The sequence below is a fragment of the Actinomadura sp. DC4 genome (assembly GCF_030406325.1).
Lineage (GTDB): Bacteria > Actinomycetota > Actinomycetes > Streptosporangiales > Streptosporangiaceae > Actinoallomurus.
In genome coordinates this window covers 157676-176925 of record NZ_JAUEQY010000010.1, presented here as the reverse complement: position 1 = coordinate 176925, position 19250 = coordinate 157676, and the positions used below count along the sequence as shown (strand labels likewise).

At 69.9% G+C, this 19250-nt stretch carries 15 protein-coding genes; 6 read left to right on the top strand and 9 right to left on the bottom strand.

Annotated features, from left to right (window positions below):
* A complete protein-coding gene (locus QWU11_RS18845; RefSeq protein WP_290113477.1) occupies positions 1–873 on the top strand; it encodes a helix-turn-helix transcriptional regulator in 873 nt (290 codons plus the stop codon).
* A 16-nt stretch (positions 874–889) separates the two neighbouring features.
* On the opposite strand, the gene QWU11_RS47340 is transcribed toward QWU11_RS18845, so the two are convergent.
* Positions 890–1018: a DUF397 domain-containing protein gene (locus QWU11_RS47340; RefSeq protein ID WP_354670857.1), complete on the bottom strand. Its 129-nt coding sequence runs from the start codon at positions 1016–1018 to the stop codon at positions 890–892.
* Between the two features lie 745 nt (positions 1019–1763).
* Complete coding sequence (locus QWU11_RS18840; RefSeq protein ID WP_290113457.1) at positions 1764–2393, bottom strand: DUF2993 domain-containing protein; 630 nt, start codon at positions 2391–2393, stop codon at positions 1764–1766.
* Positions 2394–2598: 205 nt separating this feature from the next.
* Here QWU11_RS18840 and QWU11_RS18835 point away from each other — a divergent pair, with 205 nt between their 5' ends.
* Entirely contained in the window at positions 2599–4920 is a 2322-nt protein-coding gene (locus QWU11_RS18835; RefSeq protein ID WP_290113428.1) for an FHA domain-containing protein, read from the top strand.
* A gap of 9 nt (positions 4921–4929) precedes the next feature.
* Here the strand turns inward: QWU11_RS18835 and QWU11_RS18830 are convergent, their stop codons facing one another.
* On the bottom strand, positions 4930–5112 hold the full coding sequence (locus tag QWU11_RS18830; RefSeq protein WP_290113426.1) for a hypothetical protein: 183 nt from the start codon (positions 5110–5112) through the stop codon (positions 4930–4932).
* A gap of 58 nt (positions 5113–5170) precedes the next feature.
* On the opposite strand from QWU11_RS18830, the gene QWU11_RS18825 reads away from it, so the two are divergent.
* A complete protein-coding gene (locus QWU11_RS18825; RefSeq protein ID WP_290113424.1) occupies positions 5171–5620 on the top strand; it encodes a MarR family transcriptional regulator in 450 nt (149 codons plus the stop codon).
* Here QWU11_RS18825 and QWU11_RS18820 read toward each other — a convergent pair.
* Both QWU11_RS18820 and QWU11_RS18815 read right to left on the bottom strand, forming a co-directional pair.
* Entirely contained in the window at positions 5617–7203 is a 1587-nt protein-coding gene (locus QWU11_RS18820) for an ABC transporter permease (protein WP_290113412.1), read from the bottom strand. The two genes, QWU11_RS18825 and QWU11_RS18820, sit on opposite strands and share 4 nt — an antisense overlap.
* Positions 7200–8099, bottom strand: coding sequence for an ABC transporter ATP-binding protein (locus QWU11_RS18815; RefSeq protein ID WP_290113396.1), 900 nt, complete (start codon positions 8097–8099; stop codon positions 7200–7202). The genes QWU11_RS18820 and QWU11_RS18815 overlap by 4 nt, the downstream gene beginning before the upstream one ends.
* Positions 8100–8179: 80 nt before the next feature.
* Between QWU11_RS18815 and QWU11_RS18810 the strand changes: the two genes are divergently transcribed.
* Positions 8180–8662, top strand: a complete 483-nt coding sequence (locus QWU11_RS18810; RefSeq protein ID WP_290113385.1) for a MarR family transcriptional regulator — start codon at positions 8180–8182, stop codon at positions 8660–8662.
* A gap of 1 nt (position 8663) precedes the next feature.
* Here QWU11_RS18810 and QWU11_RS18805 read toward each other — a convergent pair whose 3' ends face one another.
* The 4 genes from QWU11_RS18805 to QWU11_RS18790 all read right to left on the bottom strand — a co-directional run bounded on the left by QWU11_RS18805 (position 8664) and on the right by QWU11_RS18790 (position 13645).
* Positions 8664–9287, bottom strand: coding sequence for a GPP34 family phosphoprotein (locus tag QWU11_RS18805; RefSeq protein ID WP_290113360.1), 624 nt, complete (start codon positions 9285–9287; stop codon positions 8664–8666).
* Positions 9284–9544 carry a hypothetical protein gene (locus QWU11_RS18800; protein WP_290113344.1) on the bottom strand — a complete coding sequence of 87 codons (261 nt, stop codon included), beginning with the start codon at positions 9542–9544 and terminating at the stop codon, positions 9284–9286. The genes QWU11_RS18805 and QWU11_RS18800 overlap by 4 nt, the downstream gene beginning before the upstream one ends.
* Positions 9541–10422: an SPFH domain-containing protein gene (locus QWU11_RS18795; RefSeq protein WP_290113342.1), complete on the bottom strand. Its 882-nt coding sequence runs from the start codon at positions 10420–10422 to the stop codon at positions 9541–9543. Before QWU11_RS18795 ends, QWU11_RS18800 begins: the two co-directional genes overlap by 4 nt.
* Positions 10423–10516: 94 nt before the next feature.
* The gene (locus QWU11_RS18790) at positions 10517–13645 is read right to left on the bottom strand and encodes a S41 family peptidase (protein WP_290113340.1); all 3129 of its coding nucleotides are present in this window, start codon (positions 13643–13645) and stop codon (positions 10517–10519) included.
* Between the two features lie 68 nt (positions 13646–13713).
* Between QWU11_RS18790 and QWU11_RS18785 the strand changes: the two genes are divergently transcribed.
* Positions 13714–16221, top strand: coding sequence for a DEAD/DEAH box helicase (locus QWU11_RS18785; protein WP_290113338.1), 2508 nt, complete (start codon positions 13714–13716; stop codon positions 16219–16221).
* 92 nt (positions 16222–16313) lie between these two features.
* On the top strand, positions 16314–19232 hold the full coding sequence (locus tag QWU11_RS18780; protein ID WP_290113335.1) for an AfsR/SARP family transcriptional regulator: 2919 nt from the start codon (positions 16314–16316) through the stop codon (positions 19230–19232).
* The last annotated feature ends 18 nt before the right edge of the window (positions 19233–19250 follow it).

Genomic DNA, 19250 nt, shown 5'->3' with positions numbered 1-19250 from the left:
GTGAGCACTCGGGTCGGTCTTAGCATCAGCCAAAGAAGAGCCGCCAGCGAGCTCAAGAGACTGCGCGAGCTCGCGCTTCTCACTGCCGACCAGGTCGCACAGAGACTCGGTTGGTCGGCGAGCAAGATCTCTCGCCTCGAGAATGCCCGCATACGCCTCAGGGCCGAGGACGTGCGTCGGCTGCTCGACCTGTACGGAGTCGCTGGCGATCAGCGTCAGATGCTCCTGTCTCTACTACAGGAGGACGAACACAAAAGATGGTGGGAGGCCTACACAGATATCCTCTCACCCGACCTTCTCAACCTCATCAGTTTCGAGGCAGAGGCCTCAACTGCATTGAACTATGAGCCCATGGTCGTCCCAGGCCTGCTCCAGACCGAAGCCTACGCCCGGCGGGTGATCCGCATGTGGCAGTCGATCATGAGCGTCCCGCCGCCCGAACTCGACCGGCGACTTGAGGTACGCCTGACACGACAGAAAGTCATATTGTCCGATGACCCGTTAGAGCTGTCAGTCGTCATCGACGAGGCGGTACTCCGACGGCAAATCGATGATCGAAGCGTCATGCGTGAGCAGCTCCATCACCTTGTGAATGTCTCCGAACTGCCTAACATAAAACTTCAGATACTTCCGCTGTCCGGCCGACATGTCATATCGGCCGGACCGCTCATGTCACTTAGCATTCCCGAGTTCGGAGATGTCGTCTACCTCGAGAATTTTATGGATGGCCGCCTGTATGTTGACGACAACACTCTGATCTATCAACACGCGAGAGTCTTTGAACAACTGAAAGTGGCGTCGCTCACAACTAACGAGTCACGTGAACTGATAAGAAGGACGGCCGAAGAGCTATGGGTGTCTAAAGTAGATTGATATGCGCTTCGAGAAGCTAGCGCAGCGTCTGCAGTTCAGCGACGGGAGAAGAGCTCGAGGAGGCGAGCGTCCATGCCACCTCGACACACGCCCCATTGGTCATTGAGCGAGAACTCTTTTTCCACTCCAGGCTACCGATGTTCATCATATCCTCTTTCTTTCGGCGATGGCACCGCGCCGCCACCCGATATAAACTATGAAGGCGCCCTACAAAAGGCACTCCCAAGGGCTTCTAAAACCGGATACAGAATACCGGATAAAAACTTAGATCAGCAAGTTAAACACGGAGACTGACAATCGAGCGAATACACACAGGTGCGACGAATCGGCCATTTTGGTCCTTGTGCACCATCCCCGGAGCCCGGCCCAGTTCGGACACCTCTGCAAAATTCGGGTGACAATGCCGTTGTGTCATCCGGTCCGCAGCCGATTCTGAAGGTCCTTGCCCTTCCATCAGCGATGGTGGACGTGAACGGTGCCGCGACGAGACTCCACGTTCGGTCGCTTCGCAAGTCGCTCGACGCTCCGCTACCCGAAGTCGGTAAGCTCCCGCTCCGCCGAGGCTTATGCCGTCTTCAGCAAGGCTTTTGAGAGCACCTTCGAGCTCGCCAGTGGGCTGTGACACATGTCGCTCGCCTAAGATCCTGGCCTACCGGATCGAGAGAGGCCCTAGCTTCGCGCTTTCGTCTGCGGCTCCTGCCTCGACAAGCAGTCGGACGTCTTCTTAACCGGTCCTCGCCCTGCCCCCAGTGCACCGTCTGATGCCGAGAACCCCGCTCGAGCGGACACCCGCCGTTGTCACGACGACGGACATTACCAGCCCGTGGCCATTTCTACTCGACAGGCGCACATCACGGCCGGCTGATGGCGATTCATCGAGCAGGCGCTGGTCAGCCATCGAACTTCAGGTTGGAACCGGTGATCCGGAGGGCCACGCCCTTGGAGGAAACGGACAGGCTTCGGAACTTCAGGCCCATCGGCAGACCGGTCACCGGGACGCTGAAGTCCAGGTCGTCCCCCAGGTCCGACAGCGGGAAGCCCTCCACCGACACCGCGTGCACCTTGATCTCGTTGCCGACCTTCGTGATCTGGGCGGTGGCCTCCGCCGTCGTGATGTCGAGGTCCACCTCGGCCTTGACGGTGTTAGGGCCGGCGGCGCTCAGTTTGAGGTCCGGCTGGCCGGCCGCCTTCGCCAAGTTGCCGAACGACACCGTCGCGGTCCCGTCGACGCTCCCGATCGTGCCCCTGCGGAAGCCCGAGTCGACGGACACGTCGCGGACGTCGCCGTCGATGCGGGAGATGGTGAGCGGCCCTTCCTTCACGTTGCGCGCCGTCATGTGGGCGTGCGGGAAGCGACGGTCCAGCACCTGGGTCACGAAGGGGAAGCCGTAGATGGTGACGTCCGGCTTGGCGCCGAAGCCCTCCTTCTGGATCTCCGACGCGATGCGGTGCTCGGCGTAGGACTTGGCCACCCGGTCGCCCAGCACGACGAGACCGGCGAGCACCAGGATGATGATCAAGACGACATAGGGCCACCGACGCCGACGCTTCCTCGCAGGAAGGTCCGGCCGGGTCAAATCAGCCGAGAAAGCACTCATCGGCACGTCCCACCGCGGGCCAGCATGACATTCAGATAATTTCACGAGGACGCCCACGTCAATAGGTAAAATTTAGCTACGCCGGAAAGATGTCCGTTTCGGGGTTGGCCATCTAGACTGCGGAGCTATGACGGCCGAGGGCTCCGTCTCATCGATGGCCCCGCCGGCACTCGTCGTACGGACCAAGGGGACGGTCCGCACGCTGAGGCCGGGCGGGCCTTACCAGGTCGGACGCGATCCGGCCTGCGACATCCAGGTCGACGACGCACGCGTGTCCTGGCGACACGGCGTCCTGCGCACCGATGAGAACGGCTGGATTTTCGAGGACCTGGGAAGTACGAACGGCACGTTCGTCAACGGACGCAAGGTCCGGCGAGCGGGCATCGAGGGCGAGATCGTCTTTCGGCTGGGCAACGCCGAGGGCGCTCAGCTGGCATGCTCGGTCCCGCCGACGGTCAACATGCGGACCGGCGTCGATCGGGATCCCACCTCGATCATCCAGGTCAAGACCCGCAAGATGCGGATCGGCCGGGCGCCGGACAACGACGTCGTCCTGTCCGACCTCATCGTCTCCCGCTATCACGCGGAGCTGCGTGAGGTCGGCGGCGGACGGCACGAAATCGTCGACCTCGGCGGGCACAACGGCACGTACGTCAATGGGCGACGCATCACTTCCGCCGTGCTGCAGGAAAGTGACATCGTCGGAATCGGACGCGCCACTTTTCGCCTTGTCGGGAATGAACTACGGGAATTCGTCGACACCGGCGATGTCTCGCTCATCGCCCAGGATCTGGTCGTACGGACCCCTAAGGGCAAGGTCCTCCTCGACCACGTGAGCTTCCCGATCCCCGAGCGGTGCCTGGTCGGCGTGATCGGCCCCAGCGGCGCGGGCAAGTCGACGCTGCTCGGCGCGGTCACCGGGACACGGCCGGCCACCGAGGGCAGCGTCCAGTACGACCACCGCGACCTCTACACGCACTACCCCGAGCTGCGGCACCGCATCGGCCTGGTCCCGCAGGAGGACATCCTCCACACCCAGCTCCCGACGCGGCGCGCGCTGCGTTACGCCGCCGAGCTGCGCTTTCCCGGCGACACGAGCGCGGCCGAGCGCGACCGCCGGGTGGATGAGGTCCTGGAGGAGCTCGGTCTCACGCCGCACGCGCAGACCCGTATCGACCGGCTGTCCGGCGGCCAGCGCAAGCGGGTGAGCGTGGCGCTGGAGCTGCTCACCAAGCCGTCGCTGCTGTTCCTGGACGAGCCCACCTCCGGCCTGGACCCCGGGCTCGACAAGTCCGTCATGGAGATGATGCGCGAGCTCGCGCATGACGGCCGCACCATCGTGGTCGTCACGCACAGCGTCGCCAACCTCGACACCTGCGACCGGCTGCTGGTGCTCGTCCCGGGCGGAAGGGTCGCCTTCTACGGGCCTCCGTCGGAGGGGCTGACGTTCTTCGCCAAGACCAGCTGGGCCGAGGTGTTCCAGGCGTTCGACCGGGAGCCGGACCGCGACTGGGCCGCGGAGTTCCAGGTGTCGCCGATGTACGCCCAGTACGTCGTGTCGGGGCTGGACGGCGGGGTGCCCGGGCAGGCCAACGCCACGGCGCCCCCGGCCAAGCCGCCGCGCCAGCAGGGCCGTTTCTCCCAGCTCGGCACGCTCTGCCGCCGCTACCTCGCCGTCATCGGGTCTGAGCGCAGCTATCTCGCGGTGCTCGGCATCCTGCCCGTGGTCGTCGGAGCGCTGATCCGTGCCGTGCCCTCGCAGTACGGTCTCGCGGGGCCACCGGGCCAGAACGCCGACGCGTCCTCCCTGCTGCTGACCCTCGTCATCGGCGCGGTCTTCGTCGGCGCCGCCAACGCCGTACGCGAGCTGGTGAAAGAACGGGCCATCTACCGGCGAGAACGCGCCGCCGGACTCTCGGCGGGCATCTACCTGCTCTCCAAGATCCTCATTCTCGGCATGATCACGGGCGTCCAGGCGCTGCTGCTGGTCGTCATCGGCCTGGCCGGCCGCAAGATGCCGGCGCACGGCGCGGTGACGTCGCCGTTGCTGGAGCTCATGCTGGCCATGGCCGGGCTGGCCATCGTCTCGATGGCGATGGGCCTGCTCGTCTCGGCGGCGGTCAGCACGTCGGAGAAGACGATGCCGCTGCTGGTGCTGCTGTCACTGGCGCAGGTGATCCTCTGCGGCGCGCTCATCGCGCTGCCGGGCAAGATCGGTCTCGAGCAGCTCGGCTGGCTCGCACCGTCACGCTGGGGCATGGCGGCCACCGCGGCCACCGTCGACCTCAACCATCTGCAACCGCCGCTGCACAACACTCCGCCGGACACGCTCTGGAACCACACCCAGGCGGCGTGGGTGAAGGACATGGGGATCCTGGGCGGGCTCGGGCTGGTGTTCCTCGGCATCGCCTGGTGGCGGCTCGAACGCCTGCGCCCCGGCCGCCGCTGACCGAAAGATCTAGTGCAGCCCCATCGTCATCATCACGATCAGCGCGCCGACGTGGACGACCACGATGAGCACGATCAGGGTGATGAACAGGAATCTGGCCGGGCCGTGTTCGAAGACGCGGCCCTCCTCCAGCGGTCCGAGCTGTGCCTGACGTGCGGCGAGCCGCTCCTCGAACGACATCCGGCGAGACATCAGACCTCCCGAGAACGACTGGCGTACAAACCTTTGGTACACCAACTATACTACCGGCATGAGCGAAACCGACATCGACCCGCTCGCGCTGGAGCGGCAGGTCTGCTTCGCGCTGGCGGTGGCCTCGCGCAACGTGATCGCGGTCTACCGCCCGCTGCTGGAGCCGATGGGCCTGACCCACCCGCAATACCTGGTGATGCTCGCGCTCTGGCAGCGATCGCCGCTGTCGGTCAAGGAGCTGAGCGGCCTGCTCCAGCTCGACCCGGGCACCCTGTCCCCGCTGCTCAAGCGCCTGGAGACCGGCGGCCTCATCCGCCGCGGCCGTGACGCCGACGACGAGCGGCTCCTGGCCGTCACGCTCACCGACAAGGGCCGGGCCCTGCGCGCGGACGCGGAGAAGATCCCGCCCACGATCGTCGACCGGCTCGGCATGGAGCTGACCGAGCTACAGGACCTGCACGCGGCGCTGACCCGTCTGATCGGCGCCGCGAACAGAGCCGTACGCTAACCGACGTCCCTGCGCCGGAACGCCGCCAGGCCCAGGGCGGTCAGCGCCGCCGCGACGACGATCATCCAGATGACCGGCTGGGCCCGCATCTCCGCGCCCGGCAGCTTCGGCACGTGGGTGAACGGCGACAGGTCCATCATCCACTGCTTGAGCTTCAGCAGCGGACCGAGCTGTCCCAGCAGCAGGAACGCTCCCAGCAGGCCCCACGCCGCCACCGCGATCCGCGGCGCAAGGCCGAACAGCGCGACGGTGATCCCGGCCAGCACCCACACCGCGGGCAGCTGCACCAGCGCACTCCAGAAGACACGCGGGAACTCCCCGGCCAGGTCGTGCGCGCGCAGGCCGTGGATGAGCCCGACGAGGACGCCGTCGACGATCATCAGGATCGCCGGGCCGACCACCGCGAACACGATGTGGCTGAGCGCCCAGCCGATCCGGCCGACGCGGGTCGCCAGGAGCGGCTCGACGAGCTGGCTCGTCTCCTCCGACCGCAGCCGCAGGACGGCCTGCACGGCGTACGCCGAGGCGAACAGCCCCATGAGGCCCATCGTCGTGGTCAGGAACGCATCCACGATCCCGCTGTGACCGCCGAGCTTGCTCAGGAAGTCCCGGCCGCCCTTGCCGCCGAGCATGTCCTGTGTGTTGTCGACCACACCGCCGATCGCCGCGCCGTAGATCGCGAACCCGGCGATCCACCCGAGCAGCAGGCCGCGCTGGAGCCGCCAGGCGAGTGCCAGCGGGCTGCGCAGCCCGGCCACCGCCTCGGCCGGACCCAGCCGGTCCGGCAGCAGACCGGCACCGATGTCCCTGCGCCCGACCAGCCGGAACGCGGAAACGAAGCAGACGGCGGCGAAGGCGACCACGATGGCGAGCACCCACCAGCGCTCGCCGGCGTACGGCCGGAGGCGTGCCGTCCAGCCCAGCGGCGACGCCCACACCAGCCAGGACGGGCCGACGTCGCCCACGGCGCGGATCAGGTACGAGCCGGCGAGCACGGTCAGCGCCAGCCCGTTCGCGGCGCGGGAGGTCGTGGTCAGCTGCGCGGTGACCGCCGCCACGCCCGTGAACATGACGCCGATGGAGCACCAGAACAGCGCGAACATGATCGATCCGGCGACCGGCAGGCCCAGCAGCATCAGGCCGCCGCCGACCAGGACCAGGAGCACGACGTTCGCGGTGAGCGCGGTGGTCACTCCCGCGGTGAGCGCGGCGTACCGGCCGACGACGCCTGCGCTGACCAGCTCCAGGCGTCCGGCCTCCTCATCGGCCCGCGTGTGCCGCACGGTGATGAGGATGCTCATCACGGCGACCAGCGCGGCGGCGATCCCGCCGACCTTCCACAGGCTCACCGAACCGATCGAGGCCGGGTCCTGCACCGGCCCGTACAGCGCCAGCAGCGCGGGGTTCTTGTTGACCGTGGCGCCGAACTCCAGCCGTTTGGCCGCCGAATCGTAGGTCGCGCGGGAGCTGTAGGCCGTGCCGACGGCGACCGCCGTCAGGAGGTACAGCCAGCCCGGCATCATGATCCGGTCGCGCCGGAAGTTGATCTTCGCGAGCAGACCGGTCCCTGCCAGATCGCTCATCGGTCATCCGCCGCGTCGTGTCCGTAGTGGCGGAGGAACAGCTCCTCCAGCGTGGGCGGCCGGCTGATGAGGCTGCGTACGCCCGTCTTCGTCAGGTGTGCCAGCACGCCGTCGAGCTGCGCGGTGTCGACCTCGAAGCTCACGCGCCTTCCGTCGATCTTGGCGTCGTGCACGCCGGGGAGGGCGGCCAGGCCGTTGGGCGGTTTCGCCAGCTCGACCGAGATCGAGGTACGGGTCAGGTGCCGCAGGTCCGAGAGCGACCCGGTCTGCACCGTACGGCCCTTGCGGATGATGCTCACCCGGTCGCACAGCGCCTCGACCTCGGACAGGATGTGGCTGGACAGCAGCACCGTACGGCCGCTGGCGCGCTCGTCCTCGATGCACTGCTGGAAGACCTCTTCCATCAGCGGGTCCAGGCCGGAGGTGGGCTCGTCGAGGATGAGCAGCTCCGCGTCGGAGGCGAGCGCCGCGATCAGGGCGACCTTCTGGCGGTTTCCCTTGGAGTAGGCCCGGCCTTTCTTGCGCGGGTCGAGCTCGAACTTCTCCAGCAGCTCCGCCTTGCGCCGGGGGTCCTGTCCCCCTCGCAGGCGGCCGAGCAGGTCGATGACCTCGCCGCCGGACAGGTTCGGCCACAGGGTCACATCACCCGGGACGTACGCCAGGCGGCGGTGGAGGGTGGCGACGTCGCGCCACGGGTCGCCGTCGAGCAGCCGTACGCCGCCCGCCTCGGCCCGCAGCAGGCCCAGGAGGACGCGGATGGTGGTGGACTTGCCGGCACCGTTGGGCCCCAGGAAGCCGTGCACCTCGCCGGTACGGACAGTGAGGTCCAGACCGTCCAGCGCGCGGGTCCGGCCGAAGGTCTTCACCAGGCCGGACACGGATATGGCGTCTGTCATGCCTCAGAAGTTACACTAATTTCAGAAACTCGTGAAGTTAGTGAATCGTATAAAGTGATGCGACCTAAGGAGTTGATCTAGTGGCGGAGCGGGATCCCGAAGCCGTCGGGCAGTTCGTCGAGCACTTCGCCTCGGCACTGACGGACGCCGGGCTCCAGCGCATGCACGCGCGCGTCTTCGCCGCCCTGCACGGCACCGACTCCGGCCGGCTCACCGCCGCCGAGATCGCCGAGACTCTGCAGATCAGCCCGGCCGCGGTGTCGGGAGCGGTGCGCTACCTCATCCAGTTCAACCTGGTCCGGCGCGAGCGCGAGCCCGGCTCCCGGCGCGACACCTTCGTGGTCGACAACGACTCCTGGTACGAGGCGATCGTCAACCGCGACGAGGTCATCCTCCGCTGGCAGCTCAGCGCCAAGAAGGGCATCGAGGCGCTCGGCCCCGACACCCCCGGCGGCCGGCGGATGGCCGAGTCGCTCGCCTTCTTCGAGTTCATCTACCAAGAGCTCCACGAGCTCATCGCCCGATGGCAGAAGATCAAGGACGAGCGCGCCGAGGCCGACTGACTCAGCCGCTCGCGGACGCCTGCGCCGCGCGCTTGGAGCGCAGCGCCTTCTTCAGCGCGTCGGCCACCGGCCCGGTGTAGACGGCGAGCTCGTCCAGGCGCCGCCGCTGCTCACGGCGCTCGTGCCGGGAGACGACGGTCTTGACCTCGCCGCGCGCGGCCAGCGCGAGCACCGCCGCCGTACGCGGCTCGGCGCGGGCGGCCGACTGCCGCAGCGCCGCGCGGACGCTGTCGGCGTACTGCTTGACCGCCCGGCGGTCCTTCAGCTCGATCCGGTCGGGCAGGAGCATGCGCCGGTTCACCGTGATGCGGTGCTCGGACTCGAGCTGGTCGCGCACCGCGCGTACGGTGCCGTGCTCCTTCCGGCCGATCCAGCGGTGCCAGGACTTCGGCCGCTGGTCGGCGATCTGCTGGACCAGATCGTCGAGCACCGGGTCCCCCGTCGACCGGCCGCCGGCCACCCTGGGCCGGCCGTTCTCGTCGGTCAGCCGCTCGCTGAGGTAGAGGTCGGCGAGGGCGGCGGCGCGGAGCACGAGGCCGAGCTGGTTGCGGGCGGTCATGCGGTTCTTGTCGGTGTCGTACGCGAGCAGGTACATCCGTGCGGGCAGCGACTCTGGCATCGTCATGAGCCGGACTCCTCTTTGGACGGTCGTCCCGGCCGCCTCATGCGGCCGGCGTTGCCGGGCATCCGGCCGGCGTCGGTCAGGGCGCGCCGCAGCAAGAACTCGATCTGGGCGTTGGTGCTTCGTAGTTCGTCGGACGCCCAGCGCGCGAGGGCGTCGTGGACGGCGGGGTCGAGGCGGAGCAGGATCTTCTTGCGCTCGCCCCGACCCTTCGGCCGGGTCTCGTCGCCGTTTCCCGGGCGCGGCTCGCCGTCGGTCACTGGTAGAGCGAGCCGGTGTTGACGACGGGCTGGGCGTCCCGGTCGCCGCACAGGACGACGAGCAGGTTGCTGACCATGGTGGCCTTGCGCTCTTCGTCGAGTTCGACGACGTCGCGCTCGGCGAGGCGGTTCAGCGCCGACTCGACCATGCCGACGGCTCCGTCGACGATGCGCTGCCGGGCCGCGACGACCGCGCCCGCCTGCTGGCGGCGCAGCATGGCCTGGGCGATCTCGGGGGCGTAGGACAGGCGGGTGATCCGCGACTCGATGACCCGGACCCCGGCCGACTCGACGCGCGCCGTGATCTCTTCCGACAGCTTGCCGGTGATCTCGTCGGCGTTCTCCCGCAGGGAGAACTGCTCGCCGCCGTGCGCGTCATAGGGGTAGCTGCCGGCGATGTGCCGTACGGCGGTCTCGGTCTGGATCGCGACGAACTCCACGAAGTCGTCCACCTCGAACACCGCCTTTGCCGTGTCCTCGACCTGCCAGACGACGACCGCGGCCATCTCGATCGGGTTTCCGTCGGCGTCGTTGACCTTGGCGATGTCGGTCTCGTGGTTACGGATCCGGGTGGAGATCCGCCGCCTGGTGGTCAGCGGGTTCACCCACCGCAGGCCGTCGGTACGGATCGTGCCGGCGTACCGGCCGAGCAGCTGCACCACCCGCGCCTGGCCGGGCGCGACCGCGGTCAGCCCGTTCGTGGACAGCGCCGCGAGGATGATGAGGCCGATCCCGACACCGACGAGCACCTCCACCCCCGTGGTGATCAGTACGACCCCGGCGGCGACCGCGACGAGGACCCCGCCGAGCACCGGCCAGCCGGACACCCCGTGCGCGGTCCGCTCGGCCACCTGCGGCCTCGGCATCTCTACACCCATGACCCTCATCCTCTCTGAACTCTCAGGCACGAATGTAGCATGGTGATATCACTTTTTGTCCAGACTCTTCCCGGCGAAGGGGTGTCCGCCCAAGTCAGGGGCGAGGCGGGGGCATCGCGGCGGGACGCTCGGCCAGCCGCTCCAGCGCGATCCGTACGGCGGTCTCCAACTGCGGGTCCCGCCCCCGCGCCCAGTCGCCGGGCCCCATCGCGACCTCCACGTCCGGTTCGACTCCGCGGTTCTCCAGCTCCCAGCCGTGGCCGTCGAACCACCTCCCGTACTGCGGGACCGTCATGGTCGTGCCGTCCACCAGCCAGTGGTGACCCTCGTAGCCGATGACCCCGCCCCATGTCCGCGTGCCGACGACCGTGCCGAGGCCCAGTGCGCGCACGGCGGCGGCGATGATGTCCCCGTCCGACCCCGTGTGCTCGTCGGTGAGCAGGATGACCGGACCCCGCGGAGCGTCGTGGGGATAGCTCATCGGGCTCCGATGCCGCCCGACGCCCCACGAGACCACCCGGCGGGCCAGCTTCTCCACGACGAGCTCGGAGACGAAACCGCCGGTGTTGCCGCGCACGTCGACCAGCAGCCCCTCCGCGGCCATCTCGCCGCGCAGGTCGCGGTGGAACTGCGCCCAGCCGGTCTCCTGCATGTCCGGGATGTGGAGGTACCCGACCCTTCCCTCGCCCAGCCGGCGCACCTCCGCCCGCCGGTCGGCGACCCACGCCTGGTAGCGGACCCGCTGGTCGTCGAAGAGCGGCCGGACGACGATGCGCCGCACCGGCCCGCCGGACCCGGGCGCGATGGTCAGTTCGGTGAGCGTGTTGTACGCGCCGGTGAGCAGCGGGCCAGGCCCGGTGACATCGTTCACCGGCCTGCCGTTGACCGCCACGACCGCGTCGCCGGAACGGACCTGCGCTCCCGGCGTCGCCAGCGGCGAACGGGCGTAAGGGTCGGAGACCTCGACCGGCAGAACGCGCTTCACCCGCCACAGCCGGTCGTCGTCGCGCTCCAGGTCGGCGCCGAGCAGCCCGAGGTACTGACCGCTGTAGTGGCCACGGGCGGAGACGTACGCGTGCGAGGTGCCCAGCTCGCCGAACACCTCGCCCAGAAGGTCGGCGAAGTCGTCGCTGCCGGCGATCCGGTCGAGCAGCGGGCGGTAGCGGTCCAGGATCTCGTCCCAGTCGACGCCGCTCATGTCACGGGACCAGAAGTAGTCGCGCATGACCCGTCCGGCCTCGCCGTACGCCTGCCGCCACTCGACCGCCGGGTCGACGGTGACGCGCAGCCGGGACAGGTCCACCTTGGAGTCATCGTCGCCGTCGTCGGGCCCGTCGGTCGCCAGCACCCGGAGGGCGCCGTCGGCGCTGATGACCATGCGCTTGCCGTCGCCGCTGACGTCCAGCCAGTCGGGGCCGGTCGTGACCTCGTCGCAGGTCCGCTTGGTGAGGTCGTAGCGTTCGAGGACGTTCTTGGGCCGGTCCGCGTCGTCGTCGCCGAGCGTGCCGGTGAGCGGCCGCCGCAGCCAGACGATCCCTCCTTTCACCGCCCGCAGGTCGGAGTACTCCGCGTCGGGGACCGGGAACGGCACGACACGCGTCGCGAGGCCGTCCAGGACCACCACGGACTCCTGCTTGTCCTCCTTGTCGTCGTCGGACCCCGGCGCGCGGCCGTACGGGGTCGGCTCGAACGGCGACGGGGCGGCGGCGTCCAGCGGGACGAGGTAGGGGCGGCAGCCGAACGGGAAGGACAGGTCGAAGAAGTGGGAGTCGAAGACCGGGTCGAACCCACGCCACGAGAGAAAGACCAGGTAGGCGCCGTCGGTGGTGAACACCGGAGCACCGTCCTGGAACCGGCCGTCCGTGACGTCGGTGACCGAGCGGTCCGCCACCCGGGCGAGCCGGATCCGCGACAGCTGCCCGGTGTGCGGCTGGGTCCAGGCGAGCCAGGCCGAGTCCGGCGAGAAGGCCGGCCCGTCCGCCGGTCCGTGTTCTCCGGACGCCAGCGTGGCGACCTCACCGCTCGCCGAGTCGACCAGCAGCACCCGGCCGTCGTGCGCGGCGACCGCGACCGCCGTCCCGTCCGGCGCCGCCGCGAGCTCTTCTACCCGCCCCAGCCGGCCCGCCGCCAGCCGGCGCCGTACCGCCGGCCGCTCGGCGCCGACCGTCGCGGAGATCTCCAGTGCGTCGCCCTGCTCCGTGTCGGTGACCCAGACGACCTGCCCGGTGTCGCCCAGCACACGCGGCAGCCGCGCGCGTACGCCCGGTGTGGCGGCCAGCGCGCGGGCCGGCCCGTCGCGGTGGGTGACCCAGTAGACGCCGCCGCGGACCTCCACCGCGCTGGCCCTCCCGGTGTGGTCGCACGCCAGATCCGCCACCCGAGGGGCCACCGGCCGCGTGTTACGCCCGGTTCGCGGGCCGCCCAGCGTCACCTCGACGGGGGCGGGCTCGGTGTCGAGGCCGTTCACCAGCCACAGGTCGCCGGCCCGCTGGTAGACGACGCGTTCCCCGTCACCGCCGGCGTGCCGGGCGTAGAAATCCTCATCGGTGGAGTGCCGCCGCAGGTCGGAGCCGTCCGGCGCGCTGGAGTACAGCCGCCCGACGCCCTCGTGGTCGGACAGGAACGCCAGCCGCCCGCCGGTCCACAGCGGACAGTGGAGGTTGCCGGCCGGTTCGGTGAGGACCTGCCGGAATCCGTCACCGGAGTCGACCCACAGCCGCCCCATCGCGCCCCCGCGGTACCGCTTCCACCGGGAGGGCTCCTGCATGGGCACCGTGGCGAGCGCCACCGCGCCACCGGCCGCCATGTCGGCGCCGCCCACCGGACCCCAGCCGAGCGGCCGGGCGGGTTCGCCGTCCACGGGGACGGCGTAGGCGAGGGTGTGGTGGCCGAACGCCTGCCGCCAGGACGTGACGGCGAGGACCTCGCCGTCGGGCGTCCAGCCGCACACGCGGGTCTCCATGCTTCCCCAGTAGGTCAGCCGGCGGCTTTCGCCGCCTTCGGCCGGGGCGACGAAGACCTCGGGCTCGCCGTCGCGTCTGCTGGTCCAGGCCACCCAGCGGCCGTCCGGGGAGAACCTTGGATGGGAGACCGGGACGCCGTCGGCCGAGAGCCGCCAGGCGCGGCCGCCGGAGAGCGGGGCGATCCATACATCGTCTTCGGCGACGAAGGTCAGCAGATCGTCATGGAGATGGGGATAACGCAGATATCCGGGCACTGTCACGTCCGCCGATCGTAGAAGGCGCGGGCTCACCGCGCCTGGAGGACCGGGCACTCCGTGCTACGGGCAAGATGGAAGGCGTGCGCCTCATCGACCGAATGCCCGCCACTCCCGATCCCGACGCCGTCTTCGACGCCTTCAACGACTGGGTCGGCGAGCGCGGCATCACGCTCTACCCGGCGCAGGAGGAGGCCCTCATCGAGGTCGTCTCCGGCTCGAACGTCATCCTCAGCACGCCGACCGGCTCGGGAAAGAGCCTCGTCGCCGCGGGCGCGCACTTCGCCGCGCTCGCCCGTAACGAGGTCACCTTCTACACCGCGCCGATCAAGGCGCTGGTGTCGGAGAAGTTCTTCGACCTGATCGCGATGTTCGGCAGCGAGAACGTCGGGATGATGACCGGCGACGCCAGCGTCAACGCGGACGCCCCGATCATCTGCTGCACCGCCGAGGTGCTGGCGAGCATCGCGCTGCGCGACGGCGCCTCGGCCGACATCGGCCAGGTCGTCATGGACGAGTTCCACTTCTACGCCGAGGCGGACCGCGGCTGGGCGTGGCAGATCCCGATCCTGGAGCTCCCGCAGGCCCAGTTCCTGCTCATGTCCGCCACGCTCGGCGACGTCGCGAGGTTCGAGGAGGACCTGACCCGTCGTACGGGACGGCCGACCTCGGTGGTCACCTCGGTCACCCGGCCGGTGCCGCTGAAGTACGAATACCGGGTCACGCCGCTGCACGAGACCATCGAGGAGCTCCTGCAGGACCAGAAGGCCCCCGTCTACATCGTCCACTTCACCCAGGCCGCCGCGGCCGAGCGCGCCCAGGCGCTGACCAGCATCAACGTCTGCACGCGCGCGGAGAAGGACGAGATCGCCAGTCTCATCGGCGGCTTCCGGTTCACCACGAAGTTCGGCCAGACGCTGTCGCGGCTGGTCCGGCACGGCATCGGCATCCACCACGCCGGGATGCTGCCGAAGTACCGCCGGCTGGTCGAGCGCCTCGCCCAGGCCGGCCTGCTCAAGGTCATCTGCGGCACCGACACGCTCGGCGTCGGGGTCAACGTCCCGATCCGCACCGTCCTGTTCACCGCGCTGAGCAAGTACGACGGCAACCGCGTGCGCCGCCTGCGGGCGCGGGAGTTCCACCAGATCTCCGGGCGGGCCGGGCGGGCCGGCTTCGACGTCGTCGGTTTCGTCGTCGTACAGGCGCCCGAGCACGTCGTGGAGAACGAGAAGGCCCTGGCCAAGGCGGGCGACGACCCGAAGAAGCGGCGCAAGGTCCAGCGCAAGAAGGCGCCCGAGGGCTTCGTCACCTGGGACGAGGACGTCTTCACCAAGCTGATCGCGGCCGATCCGGAGCCGCTGCAGTCGCGGTTCCAGGTCAGCCACGCGATGCTGCTCAGCGTCATCGGCCGCCCCGGCAACGCCTTCCAGGCGATGAAGAAGCTGCTCACCGACAACCACGAGGACCGCGCCCGGCAGCGCCGGCACATCTCCCAGGCGATCGCGATCTACCGGAGCCTGCTGGCCGGCGGCGTCGTGGAGCAGCTGGAGGAGCCCGACGCGGAGGGCCGGTACGCCCGGCTCACCGTCGACCTGCAGGAGGACTTCGCGCTCAACCAGCCGCTGTCGACGTTCGCGCTGGCCGCCATCGAGCTGCTCGACCCGAGCACGCCCGCGTACGCGCTGGACGTGCTGTCGGTGATCGAGTCGATCCTGGAGAACCCCCGCCAGATCCTGGCCGCCCAGGAGAACAAGGCCAAGGGCGAGGCGGTCGCGCAGATGAAGGCCGACGGGATCGAGTACGAGGAGCGGATGGAGCTCCTGCAGAACGTCACCTATCCCAAGCCGCTGGAGGAGACGCTCCTCGCCGCGTACGACATCTACCGCCGCGGCCACCCGTGGGTCGCCGACTACCCGCTCCAGCCCAAGTCGGTCGTCCGCGACATGTACGAGCAGGCGATGACGTTCACCGAGTACGTCGCGGCGTATCAGCTCGCCCGTGTCGAGGGCATCGTGCTGCGCTACCTCGCGAGCACCTACAAGGCGCTGCAGCAGACCGTGCCCGACTCGGTGAAGACCGAGGACCTGCAGGACCTCACCGCGTGGCTCGGCGAGCTGGTCCGCCAGGTCGACTCCAGCCTCCTGGACGAGTGGGAGCAGCTGCAGAACCCCACCGCCGAGCCGGTCGCCACGATCGACGACACCCCCACCGCGGTCACCGCCAACCACCGCGCCTTCCGCGTGCTGGTCCGCAACGCGATGTTCCGTCGTGTCGAGCTGGCCGCCCTGGAGCGCTACGACGACCTGGCCGAGCTCGACGGCGCCGACGGCTGGGACGCCGACCGCTGGGCGGACGCGCTCGACGCCTACTACGCCGAGCACGCGGAGATCCAGACCGGCCCCGACGCGCGCGGGCCCAAGCTCCTGCAGATCGAGCAGGAGGACGAGGTGTGGCGCGTACGCCAGGTGTTCGACGATCCGGCCGGGCACCGCGACTGGGGCATCGGCGCCGAGGTCGACCTCCGGGCCTCCGACGAGGCCGGCCGGGCGATCGTCCACATCACCGAGGTGAACCGGTTGTAGGTCCTGAATGTCGTGGATCACACGGATGTTGGCGCGACTGGGATATCCCTATTCTCAGGGTTGATTCGGTTTGGGCTCCCTGAGGGACGGTAATGGACGGGCTACGCTTCGCGGTTCTCGGCCGGGTCCGTGCGTGGCGTGACGGCGTCGAACTCGAACTCGGCACGCCGCAGCAGCGAGCCGTGCTCACCGTGCTCCTCCTCCGCCGTGGCCGGCAGGCGACCGCCGAGGACCTCATCGACGCGCTGTGGGGCGACGAGCCACCGGCCCGCGCGATGGGCGCCGTCCGCACGTACGTCTCCCGGCTGCTCGGAGTGCTCGAGCCGGGGCACGTGGCGCGGCAGAAGTCCACCGTCATGCCCTCCGAGGCGGGCGCGTACGCGCTGCCCCTGCCGCGCGAGTCGCTCGACCTGACCCTCTTCGAGGAGCGGCTCGCCGCCGCCGAGGAGGCCCGGCGCGCCGGTGACCCGGCGACGGCGGCACGTTCGCTGCGTGAGGCGCTCGACCTGTGGGGCGGCGAGCCGCTCGCGGGCATCCACGGCGCCTGGGCCGAGGGCCAGCGCGTCCACCTGCAGGAGCAGCGGCTCACCGCGCTGGAGACGTTGTACGGCATCGAGCTGGAGACGGGCCGCGCGGCCGAGTCGGTCGCCGGCCTGTCCGAGCTGACCGTCGAGCATCCGCTGCGCGAGCGCCTGCGCGGCCTGCTCATGCTCGCGCTGTACCGCTGCGGGCGGCAGGCCGAGGCGCTCGGCGTGTACGCCGACACACGCCACGTGCTGGTGGAGGAGCTGGGCATCGATCCCGGCCCGGAGCTGACCGACCTGCACGCCCGGATCCTGGCCGGCGACACCTCGCTGGCCGAGACGCACGAGCCCGTACGGGAATCGGCGCCGCCTCCGCCCGCCCCGGCCCAGCTGCCCGCGGACGTGGCCGACTTCACCGGCCGTACGACGACGGTGGCCGAGCTGGTCGCGGCGCTCACCGCGCCGGACCGTACGGCGATGGTGGTCGTGTCCGTGGCGGGCATCGGCGGTGTCGGCAAGACCACTCTCGCCGTCCATCTCGGGCACGCGGTGCGGGAGCACTACCCCGACGGCCAGCTGTTCGCCGAGCTGCGCGGCGCCGGCCCGGACCCGGCCGGGCCCGAGGCGGTCATCGGCGCCTTCCTGCGCGCCCTCGGCGTACCGGACAAGGACCTGCCGGCCCCGCTGGAGGAGCGCTCGGCGCTGCTGCGCACCCGGCTGTCGGACCGGCGGATGCTGGTCGTGCTGGACGACGCGCGCGACGCCGACCAGGTACGCCCGCTGCTGCCCGGATCGGCCGGCTGCGCGGTGCTCGTGACGAGCAGGTCCCGGCTGGTCGGCATGCACGCGACGCGGGCGCTGGACCTGGACGGCCTGGTCACCGACGAGGCGATCACCCTGTTCGGCCGGATCGCCGGTGAGGAGCGGGTGGAGGACGAGCGGGAGATCGCCGCCCAGGTCGTCGCGGCCTGCGGCCACCTTCCGCTCGCCGTACGCATCGTCGGCTCCCGGCTGGCGTCGCGGCGGAGCTGGTCGATGGCGACCATCGCCGAGCGTCTCACGGACGAGAAGCGCCGCCTCGACGAGATGCGGGTCGGCAACCACACCGTCTCGGCCACGTTCGAGCTCGGCTACGGCCAGCTGTTCGACGAGCAGGCGCGGGCGTTCCGGCTGCTGGCCCTGCCCGACGTGCACGACGTCTCGCTGAACGCGGCGGCGGCCGTGCTCGGCATGCCCGAGCACGAGACCGAGGACCTGCTGGAGTCGCTCGTCGACGCGAGCCTGCTGGAGACGCCCGCGCCGGGCCGCTATCGATACCACGACCTGCTCAAGCTCTTCGCCCGGCGCCAGGCCGAACGCCACGATTCGGAGGCCGCGCGGGACGCGGTGCCGCACCGGATACTGGACTTCTACTTCGCCTCGGCGCGCAACGCCTACCAGGCCGCCGAGTCCGCCGCGGGCGACCACCTGAGCACCCCGGAGGCACGCGGTACCGAGTTCGCCTCCGCGGAGGAGGCGCTGGCCTGGCTGGAGCACGAGACCGCGAACCTGTGCGCGGTCGTCGCCGAGGCCACCCGCGGCGGCGCGCCCGACCTGCCGATCGCCGCCGACCTGCTGCTGAGCCTCGAACCGCTGATCATGTCCGGCACCCACCTGTGGGAGTTCGAGCAGACCGCGCGGCTCGTCGTCACCGCGGCCCTGGAGAAGGACCACCCGTACAGCCGCGGCCGGGCCGGCTACCTGCTCGGCCTCATCCTCCACGCCGGCTTCCGGCTGGACGAGGCCGAGGCCAGCCTCCGTACGACGGTCGAGGTGGCCGAGGTCTCCGGCGACCGGCACGTACGGGCCGAGGCCCTCAACGGCCTGGGCGTCGTGGCCTTCGAGCACCGCCAGTACGACGACGCCTTCACCTCCTTCCAGCAGGCCGCGGACGTCTTCGCCGACCTCGGCTCGCCCGAGGGCCAGGCGAACTGCCTCACCAACCTGGCGCGGGCCGCCGCCGAGCTGCACCGCGACAAGGAGGCCCTCGACGCGGCCGAGCGGAGCCTGGAGCTGTTCCGCGGGCAGGGCAGCGCGATGGGCGCCGCCAAGGCGATGCAGTACCTCGGATCGATCCTGGACGGGATGGGCCGGCCGGAGGAGGCGATCCCGTACTACCTCGACTGCCTGGCCGTCTTCCGCTCGACCGGGCAGCGCCTGCGCGAGCACCACACGCTGTACCGGCTGGCCGAGAGTCACCTCCGCGCCGGCCGTCCCGCCGAGGCGGTCGCCCACGCCGAGGAGGCCCTGGCCATCGCCCGCGAGATCGACCAGCGGTTCGGCGAGGGCCGCGCCCTCGGCGTCCTCGGCCGGGCGCTCACCGAGGACGGCCGCCCGGACGACGGCCGTGCCTGCTGGGAACAGGCGCTCGGCGTCTTCCAGGCGCTGGGCGCACCGGCCGCCGCGGACGTACGCGACCTGCTCGACCGGGCACCCGCGCCACGTTGATCCAATGTTGATCCGGCG

Excerpts from the sequence above, each read along its gene's own strand:
- QWU11_RS18795 (WP_290113342.1), bottom strand. The coding sequence starts at position 10,422 with ATGGGTGTAGAGATGCCGAGGCCGCAGGTGGCCGAGCGGACCGCGCAC.
- QWU11_RS18805 (WP_290113360.1), bottom strand. The coding sequence starts at position 9,287 with ATGACGATGCCAGAGTCGCTGCCCGCACGGATGTACCTGCTCGCGTAC.
- QWU11_RS18785 (WP_290113338.1), top strand. The coding sequence starts at position 13,714 with ATGGAAGGCGTGCGCCTCATCGACCGAATGCCCGCCACTCCCGATCCC.
- QWU11_RS18825 (WP_290113424.1), top strand. The coding sequence starts at position 5,171 with ATGAGCGAAACCGACATCGACCCGCTCGCGCTGGAGCGGCAGGTCTGC.
- QWU11_RS18830 (WP_290113426.1), bottom strand. The coding sequence starts at position 5,112 with ATGTCTCGCCGGATGTCGTTCGAGGAGCGGCTCGCCGCACGTCAGGCA.
- QWU11_RS18820 (WP_290113412.1), bottom strand. The coding sequence starts at position 7,203 with ATGAGCGATCTGGCAGGGACCGGTCTGCTCGCGAAGATCAACTTCCGG.
- QWU11_RS18835 (WP_290113428.1), top strand. The coding sequence starts at position 2,599 with ATGACGGCCGAGGGCTCCGTCTCATCGATGGCCCCGCCGGCACTCGTC.
- QWU11_RS18815 (WP_290113396.1), bottom strand. The coding sequence starts at position 8,099 with ATGACAGACGCCATATCCGTGTCCGGCCTGGTGAAGACCTTCGGCCGG.
- QWU11_RS18780 (WP_290113335.1), top strand. The coding sequence starts at position 16,314 with ATGGACGGGCTACGCTTCGCGGTTCTCGGCCGGGTCCGTGCGTGGCGT.
- QWU11_RS47340 (WP_354670857.1), bottom strand. The coding sequence starts at position 1,018 with ATGAACATCGGTAGCCTGGAGTGGAAAAAGAGTTCTCGCTCAATGACC.